The sequence below is a fragment of the Spirosoma jeollabukense genome (assembly GCF_054777855.1).
In genome coordinates this window covers 1,800,544-1,817,658 of record NZ_BAAHAD010000001.1, presented here as the reverse complement: position 1 = coordinate 1,817,658, position 17,115 = coordinate 1,800,544, and the positions used below count along the sequence as shown (strand labels likewise).

The window sequence follows — 17,115 nt, the reverse complement described above, 5'->3', positions numbered from 1 at the left end:
CTTGGCGGGCTACAATACTGTAGCCCGCCAAGACGACTCGTTTTATTGAAATGACCGAAAACATGAGTATATGTATTACGATCAAATGGAAATTATTTAGTGACCTATTGTTATTGGATGTGTCTACATATAATGGTATAACTTGAGTTTAATAATTGATAGTAACGTAAATAAGCTTTGGGGAATAGGCGTAATTAGATCAGTTAATGTATTGGCTTACCAGGGCAAATACCATCATAATGGTCAAATAAGTTTAAAAAATATAAGAATTGTACTAAAATTATGAGAAAACTTTATTTTTTTGCTATAGCAATCTACTTCCTGTTAGTAACACCGATAAACGGCTGGGCACAGTGTTCTACACCTCCTCTGCCAAGTTGTAATGGCTGTATTGCAGTTACAGAAAATGGTAACAAGAACCTTAGCGCAGGCACTTATTGTGTTACCACGGCCATCACAAATTTAAACGTAAGCGGATCTGCCGTAATCTGCATATCGGGTGATGGTCAAATTGTTAGCGGAAACCTGAATGGCGGTACGATTATCTATAATGGTGGTACGGTTAGCGATCCTATTAAAGTGGGTAATCTTGGCGGAGGTACGTTGCGTATACGTAGCAGTGTTAGTTTAACTAATATGACGGCTATTAATTCCAGTTCAACGCTCATTGTCGAAAACGGTGCCACGTTAACCGTTAGTAGTCTCGATGTAAATGGCACCTTGGTCGTTGACCGATCCGTTCTATATGTCAATAATGCATTTGCTGTCAACAGTGGAGGAAACGTATGCTTTAACAATGGCCTTGTCAATACGTCTCAATTTCGCTCAAACGATCAGGCAAACTCGTCTGGTGTGACTAACGCGATGGCAAAAGGCTGTTTTGCTATTCGGAGTAGTTTCAATGGATTTAATAATTCGTTGACGAATACCAGCAACATATCTGTTTGCTTGCCCGGTGCCAGCATACCCAGTAATATTGGTAGCGCAGCAGTTAACACTAACTGCTCGGGGGCCTCACCCGATGGGGGCTGTTATAAAGCGTTGCCCGTACGGTTGATTTCGTTTCAGGCTCAGGCGCTTAGCGAAGACATACGCTTGGATTGGGCGACCTCGCTGGAGCAGAATTTCGACTATTTCCAGGTTGAGCGTAGCACAGATGCCATTGGATTTGAAGCCATCAGCCCTCGTATTGCTTCGTTAGCCGATAAATCGGGCAACCGTCAATACACCTGGACGGACGTTACTGCTAAAAACGGTACGTTCTATTACCGGCTAAAGCAAGTTGATCTGGATAATACGTACTCCTATTCCAAAATTGTTGGCGTCGTGTTTGCCAGCGAGGATAAGGGTGTCGCTATAAAGCCCAATTCTTTCTCTGATGAGCTGGCCATCACGATCAATACCTCAATCGCTGGAACCTACGTAATTCAGCTTTACTCAGCTCTGGGTAAACTTCAACTAACCGTAACGGGAGAAAAGAGCGAATCGGTGGTGACGCATATGCTGGCAACGGCTAACCTTCCGGCAGGCATCTACTTTGCCATAGTCCGGCTTGGCAATCAGTACTTTGTGCGTAAGCTGATCAAATCATAAAGAGCGTCAAATCAACACTGGCTAGATTGCCAGTCGTGATGGAATCCGTGGTGAGTCACCAGTTGCTCCGCAATCCAAGTCCCTCTGAATGCTTTAATGGCGTCCCATTTCTATGAGCCCAAACCCTGTGTCTTGAACGAATCAGGCCCAATCTGATCCCGGATTCACATTGCTTCAAACGGATCTAGTTTACTGAGGCTCTTTCCTATCAAGCTCATAATTTGGCTACAGCGGCATTTCAGTGAAAGTCTGAGGATACTTGGCGTTCGAAGAGCTGGTAGGGCCGCTGTAGTTTTTACCTGTTATAGAAACGTTACACAACTGCACACGCTACGAAAAAGGTATTTTTCTTTTCATAAAACGCATAGCCAGGTAGGTATAGATCACTAGGGCAGATGTCTCCAGAACAGCTTCTATGTAATTGCTTTCATACACCCCTGTTTTAGCATCCTGTACCCAATCAATTAGCGCTACACAGTATCCACCGAAACAAATAATACCAACAACAATGAAAAGAAAGATTGATGAGGCCTGGCGCATGAGAGTCTGTCTGTTGAGTAAATGCCTGAGTGATATCAAGTTATAAAGACAGTTATTCCCTCGAATAGTTTAATCTGAAAATACCGTTCGCTCATATTTATTAAACGTTTTCAGTTGTTTATAGTTTTACTTACTACATCACTAACCCCTATATCACTGACAACCATGGGCAACATATTGTATACCATCGCAGTAGTACTTATTATCATCTGGCTACTGGGTTTTTTAGGATTTGGTAGCTTTGGAATGGGTGGACTCATTCACGTTTTGCTCGTAATTGCCGTGATTATGATCATACTTCGCTTAATTCAGGGGCGAAGTGTATAATGACTATAATGCGTAGGAAGTAAACTATGAAAAGGGCCAGTAGCGACAGACATGTTTCTACTGGCCCTTTTGCATTTGGTGATTTTGTGAAGAGATTGTTTTGCTGGTTGCGCTTACGCCAGCACTTCCTGAAATAAATTCAGTCGTTCGCGTAGCGTGTAACTGCTGATTTCGGAGTTCCAGCCACCCCGGCCATTTACCGAAAACGTCCGCATTTCAGGCGCTAACGTAGCATATTTGTCTAACGCTTTTAGCCAGACCGCACGGTCGCGATAAGGAGCCAGCAGTGTCCGGGCCTGGTTCAGCGTGCGGTGTTGCTGCGGTGTCCAGATGGGCCGCAACCGATATACGGTTCCCTGTCCGTTGAGCAAATCGGACAGAAACTGCGGTGGAATTAAGGGTAGCAACTCAGCCATCAGGTATATGCCTAGCTCGACATTGAGCAGGCGATTGGCGACCATGCCCGGCAGGGCATGACGGTAGCGGAGTCGGGTAACAAGGGGTTCCTGCCAACGTAGCAGATTCGTCAGGCCTGGGCGAGCAGTTGGATATGCGGAGGTTAGCGAAGTGTTCATTAGTTATTGTTGTTTACTGTTCTATTCAAAGATCGCACCCTGTGAACGTAATGTTTTTACGGTCTTCTATTTATTTTAAAAAATATTTTAAACACAGAGCCACAGAGATCACAAGATTCTAATTTTCTGGAAGTGAATCACTTGAGCTCACTGGGTAGATGAGGTTGGTCATTCCGACAAAAGAGGGATCTTCGGTAGTGAGAAAAGAATGCTATCAGCGAAGATTCCTCCTTTGTCGGAATGACAGAAAGGCTTCGTGAGTGTTTACTGTGGTAGTGCAGCAAGCCGTGGGAAGTAATAGACCCGGAAGGCTCCATTGTCATTAATGGCCCAGCCTTCCTGCTGCGCTACAGCGAAAAGCCCTTTCGAAACGTCGGCCTGATAGGCCCGGTAGCCACGGTGGCGAAGGAAAGTCTTGACATTTAGGGTCGTTGTGCAACCTTCTGCCAAAATCAGAGTTGTCGCGGCCAGACGTAGCGCGTGCCGGTTGATTTTCTTCTGTCCTGCTTTCATGCTATGCCTTGATTTTGACGATGTACCGGACAGTACACTGCGCCGGATGATACACGATGAATTCGTTTTTTTGCAGACTGACACCCTGGCAGGCAAACACCGAGTCATAGGTTGGCTTAACGTTTTCTAATCCCTTTTTATCCAGCGACATATGCCAGCCTTCGTGTTGTTTTATGACGAATTGTTCGCCTACATGTACTTCGTAAATCGCCAGATAGGCTTCCTGCTGACTACCCTTCGCCCACACGGAACCATGTAGAGATGTGTAATTCAGCGATTTGCTGAACTGGTCGGCGAAGTAGATTCCGTAACCAAACATTTTGCCCGTGATAACGGCATTGGCAGGACGTAGCAACAGACCCGTTTTTAAAATAGACATCCAGTTCTCACTACGGCTACCGTGCCACAGCAACTGTGTTTTCGGGTTGGGCCGCTGTTGCACGTAGTGGTCGAATGCCATATCAGTGACGGCCTGTTTGACACTAAACGCTGTATCGAATTTACCTACGTCCGGCCCCATCATTTGTTTAATAAGGGTAAGGGCTCGTTTATCAGTAACCGGTTCAACCGTCAGGCTCATGCTGTCGAGCAGGCTGAGGGGTGTTTCTTCCGGCGTCAGTTGCGCTTGAGCCAGTTCAACCTGGCCACGCATAACATCAAGCGTATCCTGCTCACTGGCCAACTGGTCGTGCAACACCTGAAGATCATCCGCCGATTGCGGTATCTTGAAAACCAAATGATCGTGCACTTTCCCCATTTTTCGGGGAATGGTTTTAAAGAGGTCGAGCAATTTATTATTGAAAACGGCCGTATCGAGGTTAGGAGTTATTAAGGCTGCCAGTTCATCGAGCACCTGCTGTGCCGTTTCGACCTGTTTGCGCGTTACCTGCTGCGCGGTCACTACGTAGTTCTGGAAAATGGATAGGTTGGCTAACTCCATGAGTCGAGCCATCAGGGTGCGCACGGCTGGATTTGCAATGGTGCTGGCATCGGGTGTTGCAGTATTATCGGCATACAGATGCGTCTGGTCTACGTATCCCTTTGATACTTTCTCGCGAAACTTTTTGTCCCAACTTGCCACAGGATAAGTAGCCGTGCTATACGTACCGCCCACCCGACCATACTGCACAGTGAACGTATCATTATCGTTCTCGCGCATTTCATAATATTTGTTGTTGTTTTCCGCCGTCACCATAATGAGTTTCAGCGTGCGGAAATGTTTGTCTGTAATAGTAGAGGTAGGTGATACGGAAACCGTTAAGGAAGTGGAAGTCGTTGACGTTGTAATGGACGTTGGCTTAATTCGTTGTAACGTAGTGGATGGGGCACCCCAATTTTTCAATCGCCGGAGCAGATTCATGAGCATAATTCAGAGGATAAGTAGTTGGGTCAATGTAGAATCCACAGACTCATCAGTGAGATTCTTTTTCTGCTTTCGATTCGAACAAATACGCCTGATCGATAAAATCCAGTCTGTACTTATTGCGATATGGCACCAAGGGTTGGAAAATTATACACCCGGAATAAGCCATCGTCGTTGATGGCCCAGCCTTCGGCCAGCGCCACTACGCCTAACCATTTCGATACCTCGGCCTGGTTGGCCCGATACCCCCGGTTACGTAGTGATTGTTGAACGATAAGCGTAGAGGTGCTGCCCTCCGCCAGGATTAATGTGGTAGCCGCCAGACAGACGGCAGAAGGAGTGATTTGCTTCAGGATTGCGTTCATTGTAGCCAGCGGTAGGGGTTAAAATTTAAAATCAGGTCGTGCAAATGAGCTTACCTTAGCTCGCCATCTGCCGTAACGTAATGATGCGATTACGAAAAAAGCCGACGGTCTTCTCGCTGAATCGGCAGCGATCATTGCTGATGTCGTAGGCCTGCAACCGATCGGGGATGGTGGTATAGGCATCCAGCAAAGCCGACCACACATGGCTCTGTTGAATATGGCTCAGCAACATCCGGCCCCGATTCAGGAGTTTATGTTGTTTAGGTGTCCAGGTCGGGCGATCCAGAAACGACGAGCCGTTGTCGTGCAACAGGTTAGGCAGAATGTCGGGTGGGGCCGTTGGCAACAGTTGTGACAACAGGAACAAGCCCAATTCGATGTCTAACAATTGACCAGCCGACAACGTAGCACGTTTGGCTGGGCGGGGAGTGGCAACGGGTGTTGACCATTGTGCTGAGGATTGAAAGAGAGTGTTCATTAGTATCGTTGTTTAAAATTCACAGAACAAAGTTCTACCCGGATGCACGTAATCTTTTTACGGTCTTCTTTTTTTGTGAAAAAAAATTTCTCTTTTTTGTGGTGTATAAATAAAAGTTCAACACAGAGATGCACGGAGGAAAACAGAGCTACATAGAGAAAATAGAATAAAAAACTCTGAGTAGCTCCGCCCTCCTCCGTGCATCTCTGTGTTATAATTTAAAGAAACATGCCTATAACCCGTTCAGCCTTCCAGCGCTACCGTCTGATCGATGAAGTAATCAGTCGCTACCCGCGTCAGTATTCCAAGCAACGGCTGTTTGAGTTGTGTCGTGAGCAATACGGCATTCGGTCGCTGTCGTCGCTGGAGAAAGACATTCAGCGACTGCGGGAAGATCACGACGCGCCGATTGCCTACGACAAACGCAAAAACGGGTACTACTACACCGATCCACAGTTTCGGTTGCTTCGGCTCATGCTCTCACCCGACGATATGGAAGCGCTCGATTACGCCCGCGAAGTGCTCACCGCCACGCAGGGGGCGTCGGTAGCGGGCGAACTGGCTAATGCCCTTCAGAAAGTGCGGCAAAGTCTCGACATCATTCGGGAGGTAAAAACCGAAACCCTGACCCGTCGGGTGGTGTATGTCGAAGAAAAGATTCTGGGTGGCAATCGTCACTACGTACCAATGTTGATTCGGGCGGTCAACCAGAATCGGCAGATTGAATTTCGATACAGCAAACACGATAGTCCGGAGCCCGATCCTAAACTTCGCACGCTGCACCCGATTCTACTGCGGGAAGTGGGCGATAGCTGGTATGTGATCGGTTACGACGAGAACACGGGCAAAGAACGAACCTTCGCCCTCGACCGCATGAGCGATCTGGAACTGCTCCCCGAACTGTGCGCCATTCCGCCCGCCGTGCTGACCAGCGTAAGTGAGTTATTCGAGCATATTTACGGCATTACGGACAGCAGTGGCCCGGTTGAGGAGATAGTACTGTCGTTTACGCCACTCTTTGGGCGCTACGTAAAAGCCAAGCCAATTCACCAGACACAGGAAGTCCTCAGTGATACCGAAACCGAATGCGTCGTGCGCCTGCGTCTGGCGCCCAACCGCGACCTGCTCATGCACCTGCGCAGCTATGGCGAGAATCTGAAAGTACTGAAACCTGCCAGCCTGGTGCAGGATATGAAAGAGTCACTTGCCGCTACGTTGGCTGGGTATTGATTTTATTCGAACGGACGTATTATGCCCACCTTTACAACCATACTTCAGAAATTCGGGGAGAAAGGCGATAAAACCCGCTGGACCTACATCGAAATTCCAGTTGACATAACGGATGCCCTGAAACCCGGTCAGAAAACAACGTTTCGGGTGAAGGGAACGCTGGACAATCATCCGATCAAACTGATTGCACTTCTTCCCATGGGCAAGTCGGTGGAACGTATCACCGACGGCCGGGAAGGTGGTTTTATGATGCCCATCAATGCCGATATGCGTCGGGGCATGGGGAAATCCGAAGAAGGTGAAACGGTGCATGTCAGTCTTGAAGTGGATACTGATCCAGTTCCGCAGTCGGCCGATTTACTGGCTTGCCTGGAAGATGATCCTGAGGCACTCAAGCACTTTAATTCACTGAGCAAAAGCCATCAGAACTATTTCAGCAAGTGGATTGAGGACGCCAAGACCCCCGAAACTAAAGCTGACCGCATCGCCAAGTCGCTACGTGGTCTGGCAATGGGGCTGGACTATGGCCCAATGATCCGGTATTTTAAGAACAAAGTCTGAACCGGGATTTATGGGATTTGACGGACCGACTATGATTTTGCTTTCAGAGAAAGCCGGTCTATAAAATCATAGTCGGTCCGTTAAATCCCGTAAATCCCGGTTCGGATCAGTTAAACGGAAGAATCACCTTCACGCACAGGTTGCGTCCCATGCCGTACATACCCAGATGACCGTTTGGTGATTGGGTGAAATACTCAAAATACTTCAACCGGCTCAGGTTTGACTGGTAGGCTACGTCGAACAGGTTGTTTACCTGAAAGATAAGCCGCATGCCGGGGCTATTCTGGCTGAAGCGGATCAGGCCATCAATGCCCGCATTGACGAGCGTATAGGCGGGCGTAAACGTTTCAGTGCTGTTCAGGGCCAGATATCGATCTTGTTTCGCGTTATGATCTACGTCGGCCTTGATTGTAATGTCCGACAGCCAGTTACGTTTGAAACCCAACGTCTGACTGACACCCGTAGAAACGCGAAAGGGTGGGATAAACGGCAAATATTCTCCCTGTAGGCCCGCATCAGAAAACCGACTTCCCCGATTATAGCCGTATACCACTGCCACACTATTATCGAAACTAAAGCCCCGCCAGCCCGTTGGGTGCAGACTAAACTGAGTTTCAAAGCCATACAGTTGCGCCGATGATTGCTGATATTGATACGTTTTATTGCCCGGTATGAGGATAATCGATTCTCCATTGGCGTCGACTAACTGGGCCAGCGAGATGTAGTTCTGGATGTAGTTATTGAAAACACTGACGCCAATATTCAGGTCGGGCAGCGTGAGCGTCAGGCCAATATCTTCCTGTAAACTAAACTCGGGTTTGAAATTCCGGTCACCGATGTAATAAATGTGCGCTCCAGGATCGAGGCCATTCGACGCTATTTCGGTGATACTCGGCGCCCGATATCCGCGCGCGATGTTGGCTTTCAGCGCCAGTTTATCGGAGAATTCATAAGCCATCCCTAGACTCATCGAAATGCCGGTGAATGATTGCCGCAATTTCGGAAACTGAAGGGTTGCTCCGATGGTATCGGGCAACGTAACGTGCGTGTCAAAGCCGGTTTTTGGATTGTTGCGCACGTAAAAATCATCACCCCGCAACGAGCGCTGATCGTAGCGGGCGCCACCGCTCAGGGTTAGTTTATCAGCCTGCCATTTTAGGAAAACAAACGTACCAACGTCGAAAAGCGAATAATCCGGAATGGGATAATCTGTACCGTTCTTGTTTTTGTTGGACTGATACATGCCATTCACCCCCACGGTAGCTGCAATGTGCGCTACTTCCGGCAGGTTATAACGTACGCCATAATTGAGCGTATTGAGCCGGACAAATAAGCCTGCCTGCTCGGGTTGGGTAGGGTGATTGTATTCCCGACGTACGTTCTGCTGGAAAGCCAGCAATACGTCGATTTCTCCATTGCCAACCTGATAATGGTTGTTGGTATGCAGCCGATAATGTTGGATGCGCTGATGCAGCGGGCCAAGCTTGTACAATGACAATTCACTGGCTGGAACAATGGGGCGACGCTGAATATCGTCACGATCGGATTCGTAAACCTGCTTCGTAAACTGGCGGGTGAGGGAATCCCGGCTACCGTCGGGAATGCCCTGCAAATTGTCGTACAGGGCAGCCCCGAAACGTGAATAGCCGCGAGGGCCGGAATAGCCGACCATAGCCGTTAGCGTTTTTTCGGAAAACCCGGTGTTATACACCCGGCCATCGACTTTGTTCTGGTAATTCGTAGCCGCCCGCAGCGAACCACGCAGATTCCAGGCCCAGCGTGCCCCACCCGATGCCAGACTGACCGACTCCCCCAGCAGCCGGTTATTCGACTGATATTCTGACACAAGACCCACCTTGATCTTTCCCTCCGTATCTTTCGGATACGTGGGAATCATACTTACCACACCCGCCAGCGCATCAGAACCATACATCAAACTGGCGGGGCCTTTGATGACCTCGGCCCGATCTATGTTATAATTATCAACTTCAATCCCGTGCTCATCGCCCCATTGCTGGCCCTCCTGCCGAATGCCGTCGTAAAGCGTCAATACCCGGTTGTAGCCCAACCCCCGAATAAACGGTTTTGAGATGTTGGGGCCCGTTTTGACTGCATTCAGGCCCGGCGCATTTTTAACCAGTACGTCGATGATGTTACTACTGGTGGTATTCTCGATGGCTCGACGCGAAATAGCCAGGATCGCCACCGGATTCTGCCGGAGCAGCGTCCCCCGCGTGACACCCGTTACTACAACCTCGTTGAGGGCATTGACAATGGGCAGAAGGGTAATGGCAAACGTAGCGGTTTCGGGCCGAATCTGTACCGTATCGGATTTGTAACCGATATACGACGTGATCAGGTTATGCGGTAATGAATCCGCCTTTATGGATATGGAAAACTGGCCCCGCGCATCCGTAAGGGCACCTTTGTTGAGCCCTACTACGCTCACGGTTGCGTAGGAAATCGGTTTATGGCTATCAATATCCGTGACAGATCCACGAATAATTCGGGTAGGAGACGGCTGCGCATAGGCAAATTCCCCCGTTAGCCCGAGGCTAATCAGTAGAAGAAGTAATTTCATGAAAGAGGTTGTCGTTTGGTTTGGCGTACCAGCAGAAGCGTGTACCAGGAGTTGGCCGCTCTGATGGCATGCAGAATTGATCACCAGCGTGTACGCCAGTGTAAGCAAATCAGGAAATTACCAAACGACGGGCGGGCCGCGGTGCGAGAAGCAGCGGAAGGGGGAAACAGCCCGAAAAGGCCGCTCAGTGAACCGAAAAACGACTGACTGGCGACTACGTAACAGAAAAAGAAACGCAAAAAAAGCACTGACAACAATAGGGACATGAGCCGCTAAGTCCAGCAGCAAAATCTCTTGAGCTGTGTGATTATTAGGGAGAATCGGCCCTTTGCCGAAAGGCCAGTAGGGGTGAGCGTGAACGATCAGCCGGCCATCGACTAAGCGGTGGGCATGGCGAAATACAACCCCGTTGAGCCACATAGCCAGGAACAGGCCAAGCAGCACACGAGCCAACCGAAGTCGATGTATTTGAAGCCAATCAATCATCTTTTTGTTTGCTACTGGTTGATTATCAGGACACAAACATTTTTACAAAAGTACTACGTATTTGTCAGCACAAGTTGCGTGTTTTTAGGTAAATCTAAAAATCTATTTTCCGTTAGCTATAAATTTTACTACTCATGGGTTGAATAGTACAAGAATAGAAAGCCAAAACTAGGTTTCAGTTTGGTAAAGGCCGATAAGAGCAGAGATAATACCAATACATCGAAGGTCATGAACCCGCAACTTCTTGGCGAACTTTGCGCTATCCTTTGCGACCTTTGTGCTGGGCCGATAATTCGGTTTTCAAACTAATGCCATGACTGTAGAAAATAAAACCATCATAATTTCCGGCGCATCGCGCGGCATTGGCCGGGCAACGGCTCTGCTTCTGGCCGCACATGGCGCTAATGTCGTTGTTACAGCCCGCAACGCCGAGGAGCTGAAACAACTCGAAAAGGAAGCCGCCGAAGGACATACGCGCGGCAAAATCATAGCCGTACCGGGCGACGTTTCGAATGAAGCTGACATGGCCGCCGTGGTGCAAACCGCTCTCGATCAATTCAACCGTATCGACGTCGTGATCAACAACGCGGGTTTCGGCATCTTCAAAAACGTAGAGGAAATTTCTGTCAGTGAGTGGGATGACGTAATGGCCACTAATGTAAAAGGTACGTTCCTGCTGACCAAAGCTGCGCTACCAACGTTGAAGGCGCAAGGGTCAGGACATATCGTTGTCGTGGCCTCCGACGTGGCGAAACGTACTTTCGCCGGTGGCTCGCTCTATACCGCCAGCAAGTACGCGCAGGAAGCGTTCATGGGCGCGCTACGTAAGGAAGTCCGGCCCTTTGGCATCAAAGTGACGGGCGTCTATTCGGGGCTGGTTGATTCCCATTTTCACAACAAACCCGGTGCGGAATCCTCCCAAAACTGGCTTAAAAACGAAGACATGGCCGAGTCCATGCTGTTCATCGTCAGCCGTCCCGCCCACGTCGTTATCGACGAGTTCATGGTGCATCCACTAGAGCAGGAGTATTAATTGAATGATGAATTATAAATGATGAATGATTTTGGAGTCTAATCATTCATCATTTATAATTCATCATTTTTTACAACGTGTACTTCAACGCTACGTTTACAATGCGTCCTTCCAATGGTGCCCAGATTGGTCGAAAAGTAGGTTGATTGATGGGGCCACTTACGACGGTTTCGTAGTTGGCCTGTTTGACGTTGAACAGGTTTTCGGCGTTAAGCACCAGTCGCCATTGATCATTGTAGTGGTATTCAGCGGCTCCGGCGAAGAACCAGTAATTGGCTGCCTTCTGGTTGTTATAGAGGTATTGCGTGCCTACGTAGCTGGTTTCGATACCAAAGCGGAAATGCTTGTTTTCCCAGGCTACCGTCGTCGAGAATTTGTCCTGTGGAGCAAGCGGCAGATACGTATTATCAGTCGGTCCGTCTCGTCGGGCGAGGGTGTGGTTGTAGCCAAAATACAATTCGTAGGCTTTGTATTCCAGCCGAACGTAGGTGTCTGTGCCTACGCTGAACAGGTTATAGGGGGCGTTGATCAGTTGCGTATAGGCTCCCAGATTACTCGACGTACTGGCAAACGCCGATACAACCGGCGTGTTGACGTAGGTATAATAAAACGCCTGATCGACCTGAACGGAGAAGCCACTTTCAAACGATTTAGCGTACGCAATGTCGACGTTCGCGCCCACCGATTTTTCAGCCTTCACGGTTGCTGCGTCGATGGGCAGCAGACGCGGAAAAATCAGGCTGACGTTTAGAGCGCCGGGCGTCTGGTTTACAAATAGATTCGGCGTTTTGTAACCCGTTCCAACGCTTAGTCGCACTGTCCAGGGTTCGGATGGTTTGAGTTTTACTGACGATCGGGGCAGCAGGAAGTTGCCGAACGTATTGTGGTGGTCAACGCGCAATCCGGCTTGTATGGCCACTTTTTCCCCCACCTGCCAGTCGTCCTGCACGAAGGCACCAATTGTGCTGTAAGTGTAATCCACCAGTCGGGTACTATCAGGATTTTTACGGAATGCTTCGACGGTCAGGTTCGCACCGACGATGAGCTGCTGTTTCCCGAACCGGGTCAGATCATTGGCTTCCAGATAAACCGACGATTGGCGTCCGTCGGATAGTTTTTGGTAATCGGTATTCTGGCGATGGAACGTACTGACGGCGCCTTTAAACGTTACTGCATTAGTTTCTGACGTATTGTGGCTGGCGTTAAAATCGACTGTGTGCCGTTGCAGGTCCGTGATGTTTCGATACGTATTGGGCTGCGTACCTTCGAGAGCGGGCAAGTAGCCACCTTCGCGATGCTCGTTCGTGAAGGCGTATCCAATGTTAAGTTTGGTATGATCCGTAGGATTCCAGAAAAAACGCGGGTGAAAGTTGAACTGCTTAATTTGAGGGCTATCCGTAAAGCCATCCCCTGTTACATCTACCGCCTGCTGATTTGTATAACCACTGAACAAGGTCAAGCCCGTTTTGCCATATCTCTGTGAATAGTAGGCGTTTAGATTGGTTTCTTTCAGATTCGAATGGTTGAGCAAGGCCGTAAATTCGGGCGTCTCGGAGGTAGGTGATTTAGACACAATGTTAATCATCCCGCCGATGGCGCCACCGCCGTAGAGCGTTGAAACGGAGCCTTTAACGATTTCAATCTGCTTCAAATCCAGCGGTGGAATTTGCAACACGCCTAGATTACCCGAAAAACCTTCGTAGAGTGGTAATCCATCCCGTAAAATCTGCGTGTATTTTGGATCGAGCCCCTGCATCCGGATGGCCTGGTTGCCGTTCACCGCCGACGTTCGCTGGATGTGAATAATTGAAATATCCCCCAGAATACTGCTCACATTGCCTGGCACAACGGCACTTTCTTCGTCCATATCTTCCTGACCCAATACCTCAACTTTGATAGGTAAATCCTCAATGCGAGAGTTGGTACGGGTCGCCGTTACCGTCACTTCGTCAATGGCCTCATTGGCTGATTTAAGTCGAAAAACGAGCGTGTCGGACGTAGCGGTTATGGGAAATGATTCGGTTTCGTAACCCACAGCGCTAACCGTTAAGGCTTTGGCATCAGCAGGTAGGTTGTTAAGTCGAGCCACACCGTTAACGTCGGTAACAGCGCCAATGACTGGTTTGATAGATGTACGGATTGTAGCCCCAATAATGGATTCGTGCGTCAGGCTGTCCTCAACCCGAATGATACGATTGGTTTGGCCGAACACTCGCGCGATAACCAGCATGAACAGACTAACGAGAAATAGATTTTTCATCACTTACAGCATTTGTCAGCAAGTTTCGGGATGAATTATGGAGAGAATTTGAAGAAGTAGTTTCCGGCCAAGAAAGGTGCTCAGCTACGGAAAATTCTTCCTGACGAGTTACGCCCTTGGCTGAAGTAAACCAACCTGAAACGAATGGTTTCCCTGGTCAGCATCATATTGATACGTTAGCGGTAAGCTGTAGCGATCGCAGATCTGCTTGACTAGCGCCAGGCCTAAACCCGTTGAGTCGGGGCGGGCGGGATCTTTTACAAAGCGCTTAAATAATAGATTATCCGCAAACGGTAATGAGTTGCCTGTATTCTGAATGGTGAGTGCATCAGCCGTTAGCTCGATACTAACGCAGCCTTCATTTATTCCATGCCGGGCCGCATTTTTTAGTAAGTTAGTCAGTAGGACGATGGGCAGTTGCCGATTCATTTGAAGGTATACATCAGGCGAAATATTTCGCCTGACAGTCATATTTTTATGCTCAAAAAACGGCTTATAGTCATTCACATACTGATTGAGTAATTCACTTAAATTCAGTACGTCTTCCCTGGCGAATTGATCGTTTTCGACCTGAGTAAGCAAGAGTAATGAGCGATTCAATTGACTCATGCGGCCGAGCGCATCTGTAATGTGTTGCAGATGTGTGTGATCAGCTTCGGTCAGATGTTCAGATTGCAGAAGCAGTTCTAACTCGGCCGATGCCACCGCTAGTGGCGTTTGCAGTTCGTGCGACGCATTTTCAGTAAACTGTTTCTGCAATGAAAACTGGCGACCTAGTTTCTGCGTCAATTCATTCAGTGAGCGCCCCAGCAAACGGAATTCCTTGATGCTACTTTCTGGAAATGTAGACCCACTTGCCTCATCGAGCCGGAAACTCCCGAGTTGATCAATCGTTGAGTAAAATGGTCGCCACAGCCTGCGTGATAACCCTAAACCAATGATAACCGACAACGCCATCAGTAGTAAAAAGCCAACAATGACGCCCACGGACATTTCCCGCGATAGTTCATTGAATTCGTAATACGGCAGCTGGACGGTGATCAGATAAATCTGGCCCTTCGCCGATACGGTAGTCTGCAGTTGACGTATTGGAATTGGCTGATTATCCCCTAATGAATCCCGGATTGTCAAGTCAGAGAATTTGGAACGTATCGGCGTCATCACACGCTCAATACGTGGATTATCGTCCCAATCCGATACGTTGTTGACCGGTAATTTTTGTAGCCGAAGTTCCGTTTGTTTAACCTGACTTGTCAGAATTTCGTCTACCTCGTGTCGAATTTTTCGGTGAATGAGCGTGTAAAAGCCGACGGCACCTATCAGGGCAATCGCAAGCGCCGTTAGCAGTAAATAGCGGGCTGTCTGACTAAATAGACTCATGGCGTTCGGGTTGAAAAAACGTATCCTGCTCCATAACGGGTCTGAATATAATCGGGACAACCGGCCGCGATAAGTTTCCGGCGTAAATTTTTGACGTGCGTATATAGAAACTCGTGCGAGTCGGTGGCATCCATGGCGTCACCCCAGACGTGTTCGGCAATGGCCGATTTGGAGAGCAGTCGTTCGGCGTTGATAACCAGGAACAACAGTAATTCATACTCCTTACCCGTCAGTTTAATATCATTGTCGCGAACGCTTACTCGCTGCTGATCGGGCCAGAGCGTAAGCGTACCCGCGATCACTTTGGCCTGTCCGCCAAAAAGCCGCCGACGTAGTACCGACCGGAGCCGGGCGTTGAGTTCGGGCAGGTGAAAGGGCTTTGTCAGGTAGTCGTCGGCTCCAGCGTCGAGACCGGTAAGTTTGTCGGAAAGAGCATCTTTCGCCGTTACAACAATAATGCCCACCGTTGACTGCCGACGTTTCAAGTCCCGAACCAGATCAAGCCCGCTACCGTCGGGCAGCATCAAGTCGATCACTATGCAATCGTAGTCGTAATCATGCGCTTTTTCGGCTCCCTGCTGATACGTATCCGCCGGTGTAACGGTGTAACCTTCACCTTCCAGGTATTTCCTGACGGCCGTTTGCAACGCAGGTTCGTCTTCGATTAAGAGAACTTTCATTGGCTTATAGGTTACAGTATTCGGCTTACGGCGGTCCGTCGCTACATTGGGCTGGCGCGTCAGCACCCTCATGCTGCACCGGTCAGCCCAACGTAGCGACGGACCGCCGTAAACCATAAACCGTATACCATACATTAACCTATTGACTCCACTCGGTGGGTGTTCGGTCCCAGCGGTGATCTTTTAATTCGTGTAGTAATTCGGGCAATAAGCCGCTTCCATCACTGGCCGCGATGTTCGCTTCAACGTTACGGATCTGGCGCATACCGGGAATGGTCGTATGAACGTCGGGGTTACTCAAAATGAACCGCAGAGCCATTTCGGCCATTGTCATACCTGCCGGAATAAGCGGACGTAGTGCTTCGGCGTGCTCAACGCTGCTGTTAAGATTTTCGGGCACAAAATAGGTTGAACGCCAGTCACTGGCCGGGAAGGTTGTCTCTTTGGTGAGCGTACCAGTCAGCGTTCCTTCATCGAAGGGTACGCGGGCAATGACACCCAGATTCAGTTTGTGGCAAAGTGGAAACAGATGATCTTCGGGATTCTGGTCGAAGATGTTGTAGATCACCTGTACGGCATCGATCAGGCCAGTACGTAGCGTATTCAGGCTATTGTCCGGCTCCCAGCGATTTACAGAGATTCCCCACGCCCGTACCTTGCCTTGCCGGGTCAGTTTCGTCACCGCTTCCTGCCACTCATCCTGATCGGCCCAGGCATCTTCCCATACGTGGAATTGCTGCAAATCAATCGTTTCGACGCCGAGGTTTTTCAGGCTTTTTTCGGTGTATTCCACAATGTAATCCCCTGGAAATACGTCGGCCAGCTTGGAGTCCCGTTTCGACGGCCACTGCCGGTTTTTGGGCGGAATTTTGGTGGCCGCGTATAATTGCTTATCGCTGTTGTCTTTTAGTAGTTGATTCAAAATTTCTTCGCTGACGCCATCGCCGTAAGCCCAGGCGGTATCGAAAAAATTGCAGCCCAGTTCAACGGAGCGCTGGAGGGCACGTAGCACTTCCTGTTTGTCGGAGCCGGTCCATCCCGCCAGCCCCCACATGCCGTAACCAATTTCAGAAACTTCCCAGCCCGTGCGGCCGAATGTGCGATAATTCATGAGATAGGGTTTATTTGAACACAGAGCTACAAAGAACAC

At 49.0% G+C, this 17,115-nt stretch carries 17 protein-coding genes; 5 read left to right on the top strand and 12 right to left on the bottom strand.

The window, feature by feature from the left end:
• The first annotated feature begins 282 nt into the window (after positions 1 to 282).
• Entirely contained in the window at positions 283 to 1,593 is a 1,311-nt protein-coding gene (locus ACYVEA_RS07410) for a T9SS type A sorting domain-containing protein (protein WP_461112728.1), read from the top strand.
• Positions 1,594 to 1,923: 330 nt separating this feature from the next.
• Here ACYVEA_RS07410 and ACYVEA_RS07405 read toward each other — a convergent pair whose 3' ends face one another.
• Positions 1,924 to 2,133 (bottom strand): hypothetical protein, encoded by a 210-nt coding sequence (locus tag ACYVEA_RS07405; protein ID WP_461112727.1) that lies wholly within the window; start codon positions 2,131 to 2,133, stop codon positions 1,924 to 1,926.
• 165 nt (positions 2,134 to 2,298) lie between these two features.
• On the opposite strand from ACYVEA_RS07405, the gene ACYVEA_RS07400 reads away from it, so the two are divergent.
• Positions 2,299 to 2,460, top strand: a complete 162-nt coding sequence (locus tag ACYVEA_RS07400; RefSeq protein WP_143100767.1) for a lmo0937 family membrane protein — start codon at positions 2,299 to 2,301, stop codon at positions 2,458 to 2,460.
• A gap of 113 nt (positions 2,461 to 2,573) precedes the next feature.
• On the opposite strand, the gene ACYVEA_RS07395 is transcribed toward ACYVEA_RS07400, so the two are convergent.
• The 5 genes from ACYVEA_RS07395 to ACYVEA_RS07375 form a co-directional block, all read right to left on the bottom strand.
• Positions 2,574 to 3,035, bottom strand: a complete 462-nt coding sequence (locus ACYVEA_RS07395) for a pPIWI_RE_Z domain-containing protein (protein WP_461112726.1) — start codon at positions 3,033 to 3,035, stop codon at positions 2,574 to 2,576.
• A 264-nt stretch (positions 3,036 to 3,299) separates the two neighbouring features.
• The gene (locus ACYVEA_RS07390; protein ID WP_461112725.1) at positions 3,300 to 3,548 is read right to left on the bottom strand and encodes a hypothetical protein; all 249 of its coding nucleotides are present in this window, start codon (positions 3,546 to 3,548) and stop codon (positions 3,300 to 3,302) included.
• A 1-nt stretch (position 3,549) separates the two neighbouring features.
• Positions 3,550 to 4,914: a WGR domain-containing protein gene (locus ACYVEA_RS07385; protein ID WP_461112724.1), complete on the bottom strand. Its 1,365-nt coding sequence runs from the start codon at positions 4,912 to 4,914 to the stop codon at positions 3,550 to 3,552.
• Between the two features lie 113 nt (positions 4,915 to 5,027).
• Positions 5,028 to 5,276: a hypothetical protein gene (locus tag ACYVEA_RS07380; protein WP_461112723.1), complete on the bottom strand. Its 249-nt coding sequence runs from the start codon at positions 5,274 to 5,276 to the stop codon at positions 5,028 to 5,030.
• Between the two features lie 55 nt (positions 5,277 to 5,331).
• A complete protein-coding gene (locus ACYVEA_RS07375; protein ID WP_461112722.1) occupies positions 5,332 to 5,754 on the bottom strand; it encodes a pPIWI_RE_Z domain-containing protein in 423 nt (140 codons plus the stop codon).
• Positions 5,755 to 5,982: 228 nt separating this feature from the next.
• On the opposite strand from ACYVEA_RS07375, the gene ACYVEA_RS07370 reads away from it, so the two are divergent.
• Both ACYVEA_RS07370 and ACYVEA_RS07365 read left to right on the top strand, forming a co-directional pair.
• The gene (locus ACYVEA_RS07370) at positions 5,983 to 6,984 is read left to right on the top strand and encodes a helix-turn-helix transcriptional regulator (protein WP_461112721.1); all 1,002 of its coding nucleotides are present in this window, start codon (positions 5,983 to 5,985) and stop codon (positions 6,982 to 6,984) included.
• Between the two features lie 21 nt (positions 6,985 to 7,005).
• Positions 7,006 to 7,545 carry a YdeI/OmpD-associated family protein gene (locus ACYVEA_RS07365; RefSeq protein ID WP_461112720.1) on the top strand — a complete coding sequence of 180 codons (540 nt, stop codon included), beginning with the start codon at positions 7,006 to 7,008 and terminating at the stop codon, positions 7,543 to 7,545.
• A 106-nt stretch (positions 7,546 to 7,651) separates the two neighbouring features.
• Here ACYVEA_RS07365 and ACYVEA_RS07360 read toward each other — a convergent pair whose 3' ends face one another.
• On the bottom strand, positions 7,652 to 10,126 hold the full coding sequence (locus tag ACYVEA_RS07360; RefSeq protein WP_461112719.1) for a TonB-dependent receptor: 2,475 nt from the start codon (positions 10,124 to 10,126) through the stop codon (positions 7,652 to 7,654).
• Between the two features lie 117 nt (positions 10,127 to 10,243).
• Entirely contained in the window at positions 10,244 to 10,612 is a 369-nt protein-coding gene (locus tag ACYVEA_RS07355; protein ID WP_461112718.1) for a hypothetical protein, read from the bottom strand.
• A 313-nt stretch (positions 10,613 to 10,925) separates the two neighbouring features.
• On the opposite strand from ACYVEA_RS07355, the gene ACYVEA_RS07350 reads away from it, so the two are divergent.
• Positions 10,926 to 11,645, top strand: a complete 720-nt coding sequence (locus ACYVEA_RS07350; RefSeq protein ID WP_461112717.1) for an SDR family oxidoreductase — start codon at positions 10,926 to 10,928, stop codon at positions 11,643 to 11,645.
• 70 nt (positions 11,646 to 11,715) lie between these two features.
• Here ACYVEA_RS07350 and ACYVEA_RS07345 read toward each other — a convergent pair whose 3' ends face one another.
• The 4 genes from ACYVEA_RS07345 to ACYVEA_RS07330 all read right to left on the bottom strand — a co-directional run bounded on the left by ACYVEA_RS07345 (position 11,716) and on the right by ACYVEA_RS07330 (position 17,076).
• Positions 11,716 to 13,905: a TonB-dependent receptor gene (locus tag ACYVEA_RS07345; protein WP_461112716.1), complete on the bottom strand. Its 2,190-nt coding sequence runs from the start codon at positions 13,903 to 13,905 to the stop codon at positions 11,716 to 11,718.
• A 108-nt stretch (positions 13,906 to 14,013) separates the two neighbouring features.
• A complete protein-coding gene (locus ACYVEA_RS07340; RefSeq protein WP_461112715.1) occupies positions 14,014 to 15,285 on the bottom strand; it encodes a sensor histidine kinase in 1,272 nt (423 codons plus the stop codon).
• Positions 15,282 to 15,965 (bottom strand): response regulator transcription factor, encoded by a 684-nt coding sequence (locus ACYVEA_RS07335; protein WP_461112714.1) that lies wholly within the window; start codon positions 15,963 to 15,965, stop codon positions 15,282 to 15,284. Before ACYVEA_RS07335 ends, ACYVEA_RS07340 begins: the two co-directional genes overlap by 4 nt.
• A gap of 139 nt (positions 15,966 to 16,104) precedes the next feature.
• Positions 16,105 to 17,076 (bottom strand): aldo/keto reductase, encoded by a 972-nt coding sequence (locus tag ACYVEA_RS07330; RefSeq protein WP_461112713.1) that lies wholly within the window; start codon positions 17,074 to 17,076, stop codon positions 16,105 to 16,107.
• Positions 17,077 to 17,115 lie beyond the last annotated feature (39 nt).

Coding starts and splice junctions, on each gene's coding strand:
- ACYVEA_RS07405 (WP_461112727.1), bottom strand. CDS start 2,133: ATGCGCCAGGCCTCATCAATCTTTCTTTTCATTGTTGTTGGTATTATT.
- ACYVEA_RS07365 (WP_461112720.1), top strand. CDS start 7,006: ATGCCCACCTTTACAACCATACTTCAGAAATTCGGGGAGAAAGGCGAT.
- ACYVEA_RS07390 (WP_461112725.1), bottom strand. CDS start 3,548: ATGAAAGCAGGACAGAAGAAAATCAACCGGCACGCGCTACGTCTGGCC.
- ACYVEA_RS07350 (WP_461112717.1), top strand. CDS start 10,926: ATGACTGTAGAAAATAAAACCATCATAATTTCCGGCGCATCGCGCGGC.
- ACYVEA_RS07355 (WP_461112718.1), bottom strand. CDS start 10,612: ATGATTGATTGGCTTCAAATACATCGACTTCGGTTGGCTCGTGTGCTG.
- ACYVEA_RS07340 (WP_461112715.1), bottom strand. CDS start 15,285: ATGAGTCTATTTAGTCAGACAGCCCGCTATTTACTGCTAACGGCGCTT.
- ACYVEA_RS07410 (WP_461112728.1), top strand. CDS start 283: ATGAGAAAACTTTATTTTTTTGCTATAGCAATCTACTTCCTGTTAGTA.
- ACYVEA_RS07370 (WP_461112721.1), top strand. CDS start 5,983: ATGCCTATAACCCGTTCAGCCTTCCAGCGCTACCGTCTGATCGATGAA.
- ACYVEA_RS07400 (WP_143100767.1), top strand. CDS start 2,299: ATGGGCAACATATTGTATACCATCGCAGTAGTACTTATTATCATCTGG.
- ACYVEA_RS07395 (WP_461112726.1), bottom strand. CDS start 3,035: ATGAACACTTCGCTAACCTCCGCATATCCAACTGCTCGCCCAGGCCTG.
- ACYVEA_RS07385 (WP_461112724.1), bottom strand. CDS start 4,914: ATGCTCATGAATCTGCTCCGGCGATTGAAAAATTGGGGTGCCCCATCC.
- ACYVEA_RS07335 (WP_461112714.1), bottom strand. CDS start 15,965: ATGAAAGTTCTCTTAATCGAAGACGAACCTGCGTTGCAAACGGCCGTC.
- ACYVEA_RS07345 (WP_461112716.1), bottom strand. CDS start 13,905: ATGAAAAATCTATTTCTCGTTAGTCTGTTCATGCTGGTTATCGCGCGA.
- ACYVEA_RS07380 (WP_461112723.1), bottom strand. CDS start 5,276: ATGAACGCAATCCTGAAGCAAATCACTCCTTCTGCCGTCTGTCTGGCG.
- ACYVEA_RS07330 (WP_461112713.1), bottom strand. CDS start 17,076: ATGAATTATCGCACATTCGGCCGCACGGGCTGGGAAGTTTCTGAAATT.
- ACYVEA_RS07360 (WP_461112719.1), bottom strand. CDS start 10,126: ATGAAATTACTTCTTCTACTGATTAGCCTCGGGCTAACGGGGGAATTT.
- ACYVEA_RS07375 (WP_461112722.1), bottom strand. CDS start 5,754: ATGAACACTCTCTTTCAATCCTCAGCACAATGGTCAACACCCGTTGCC.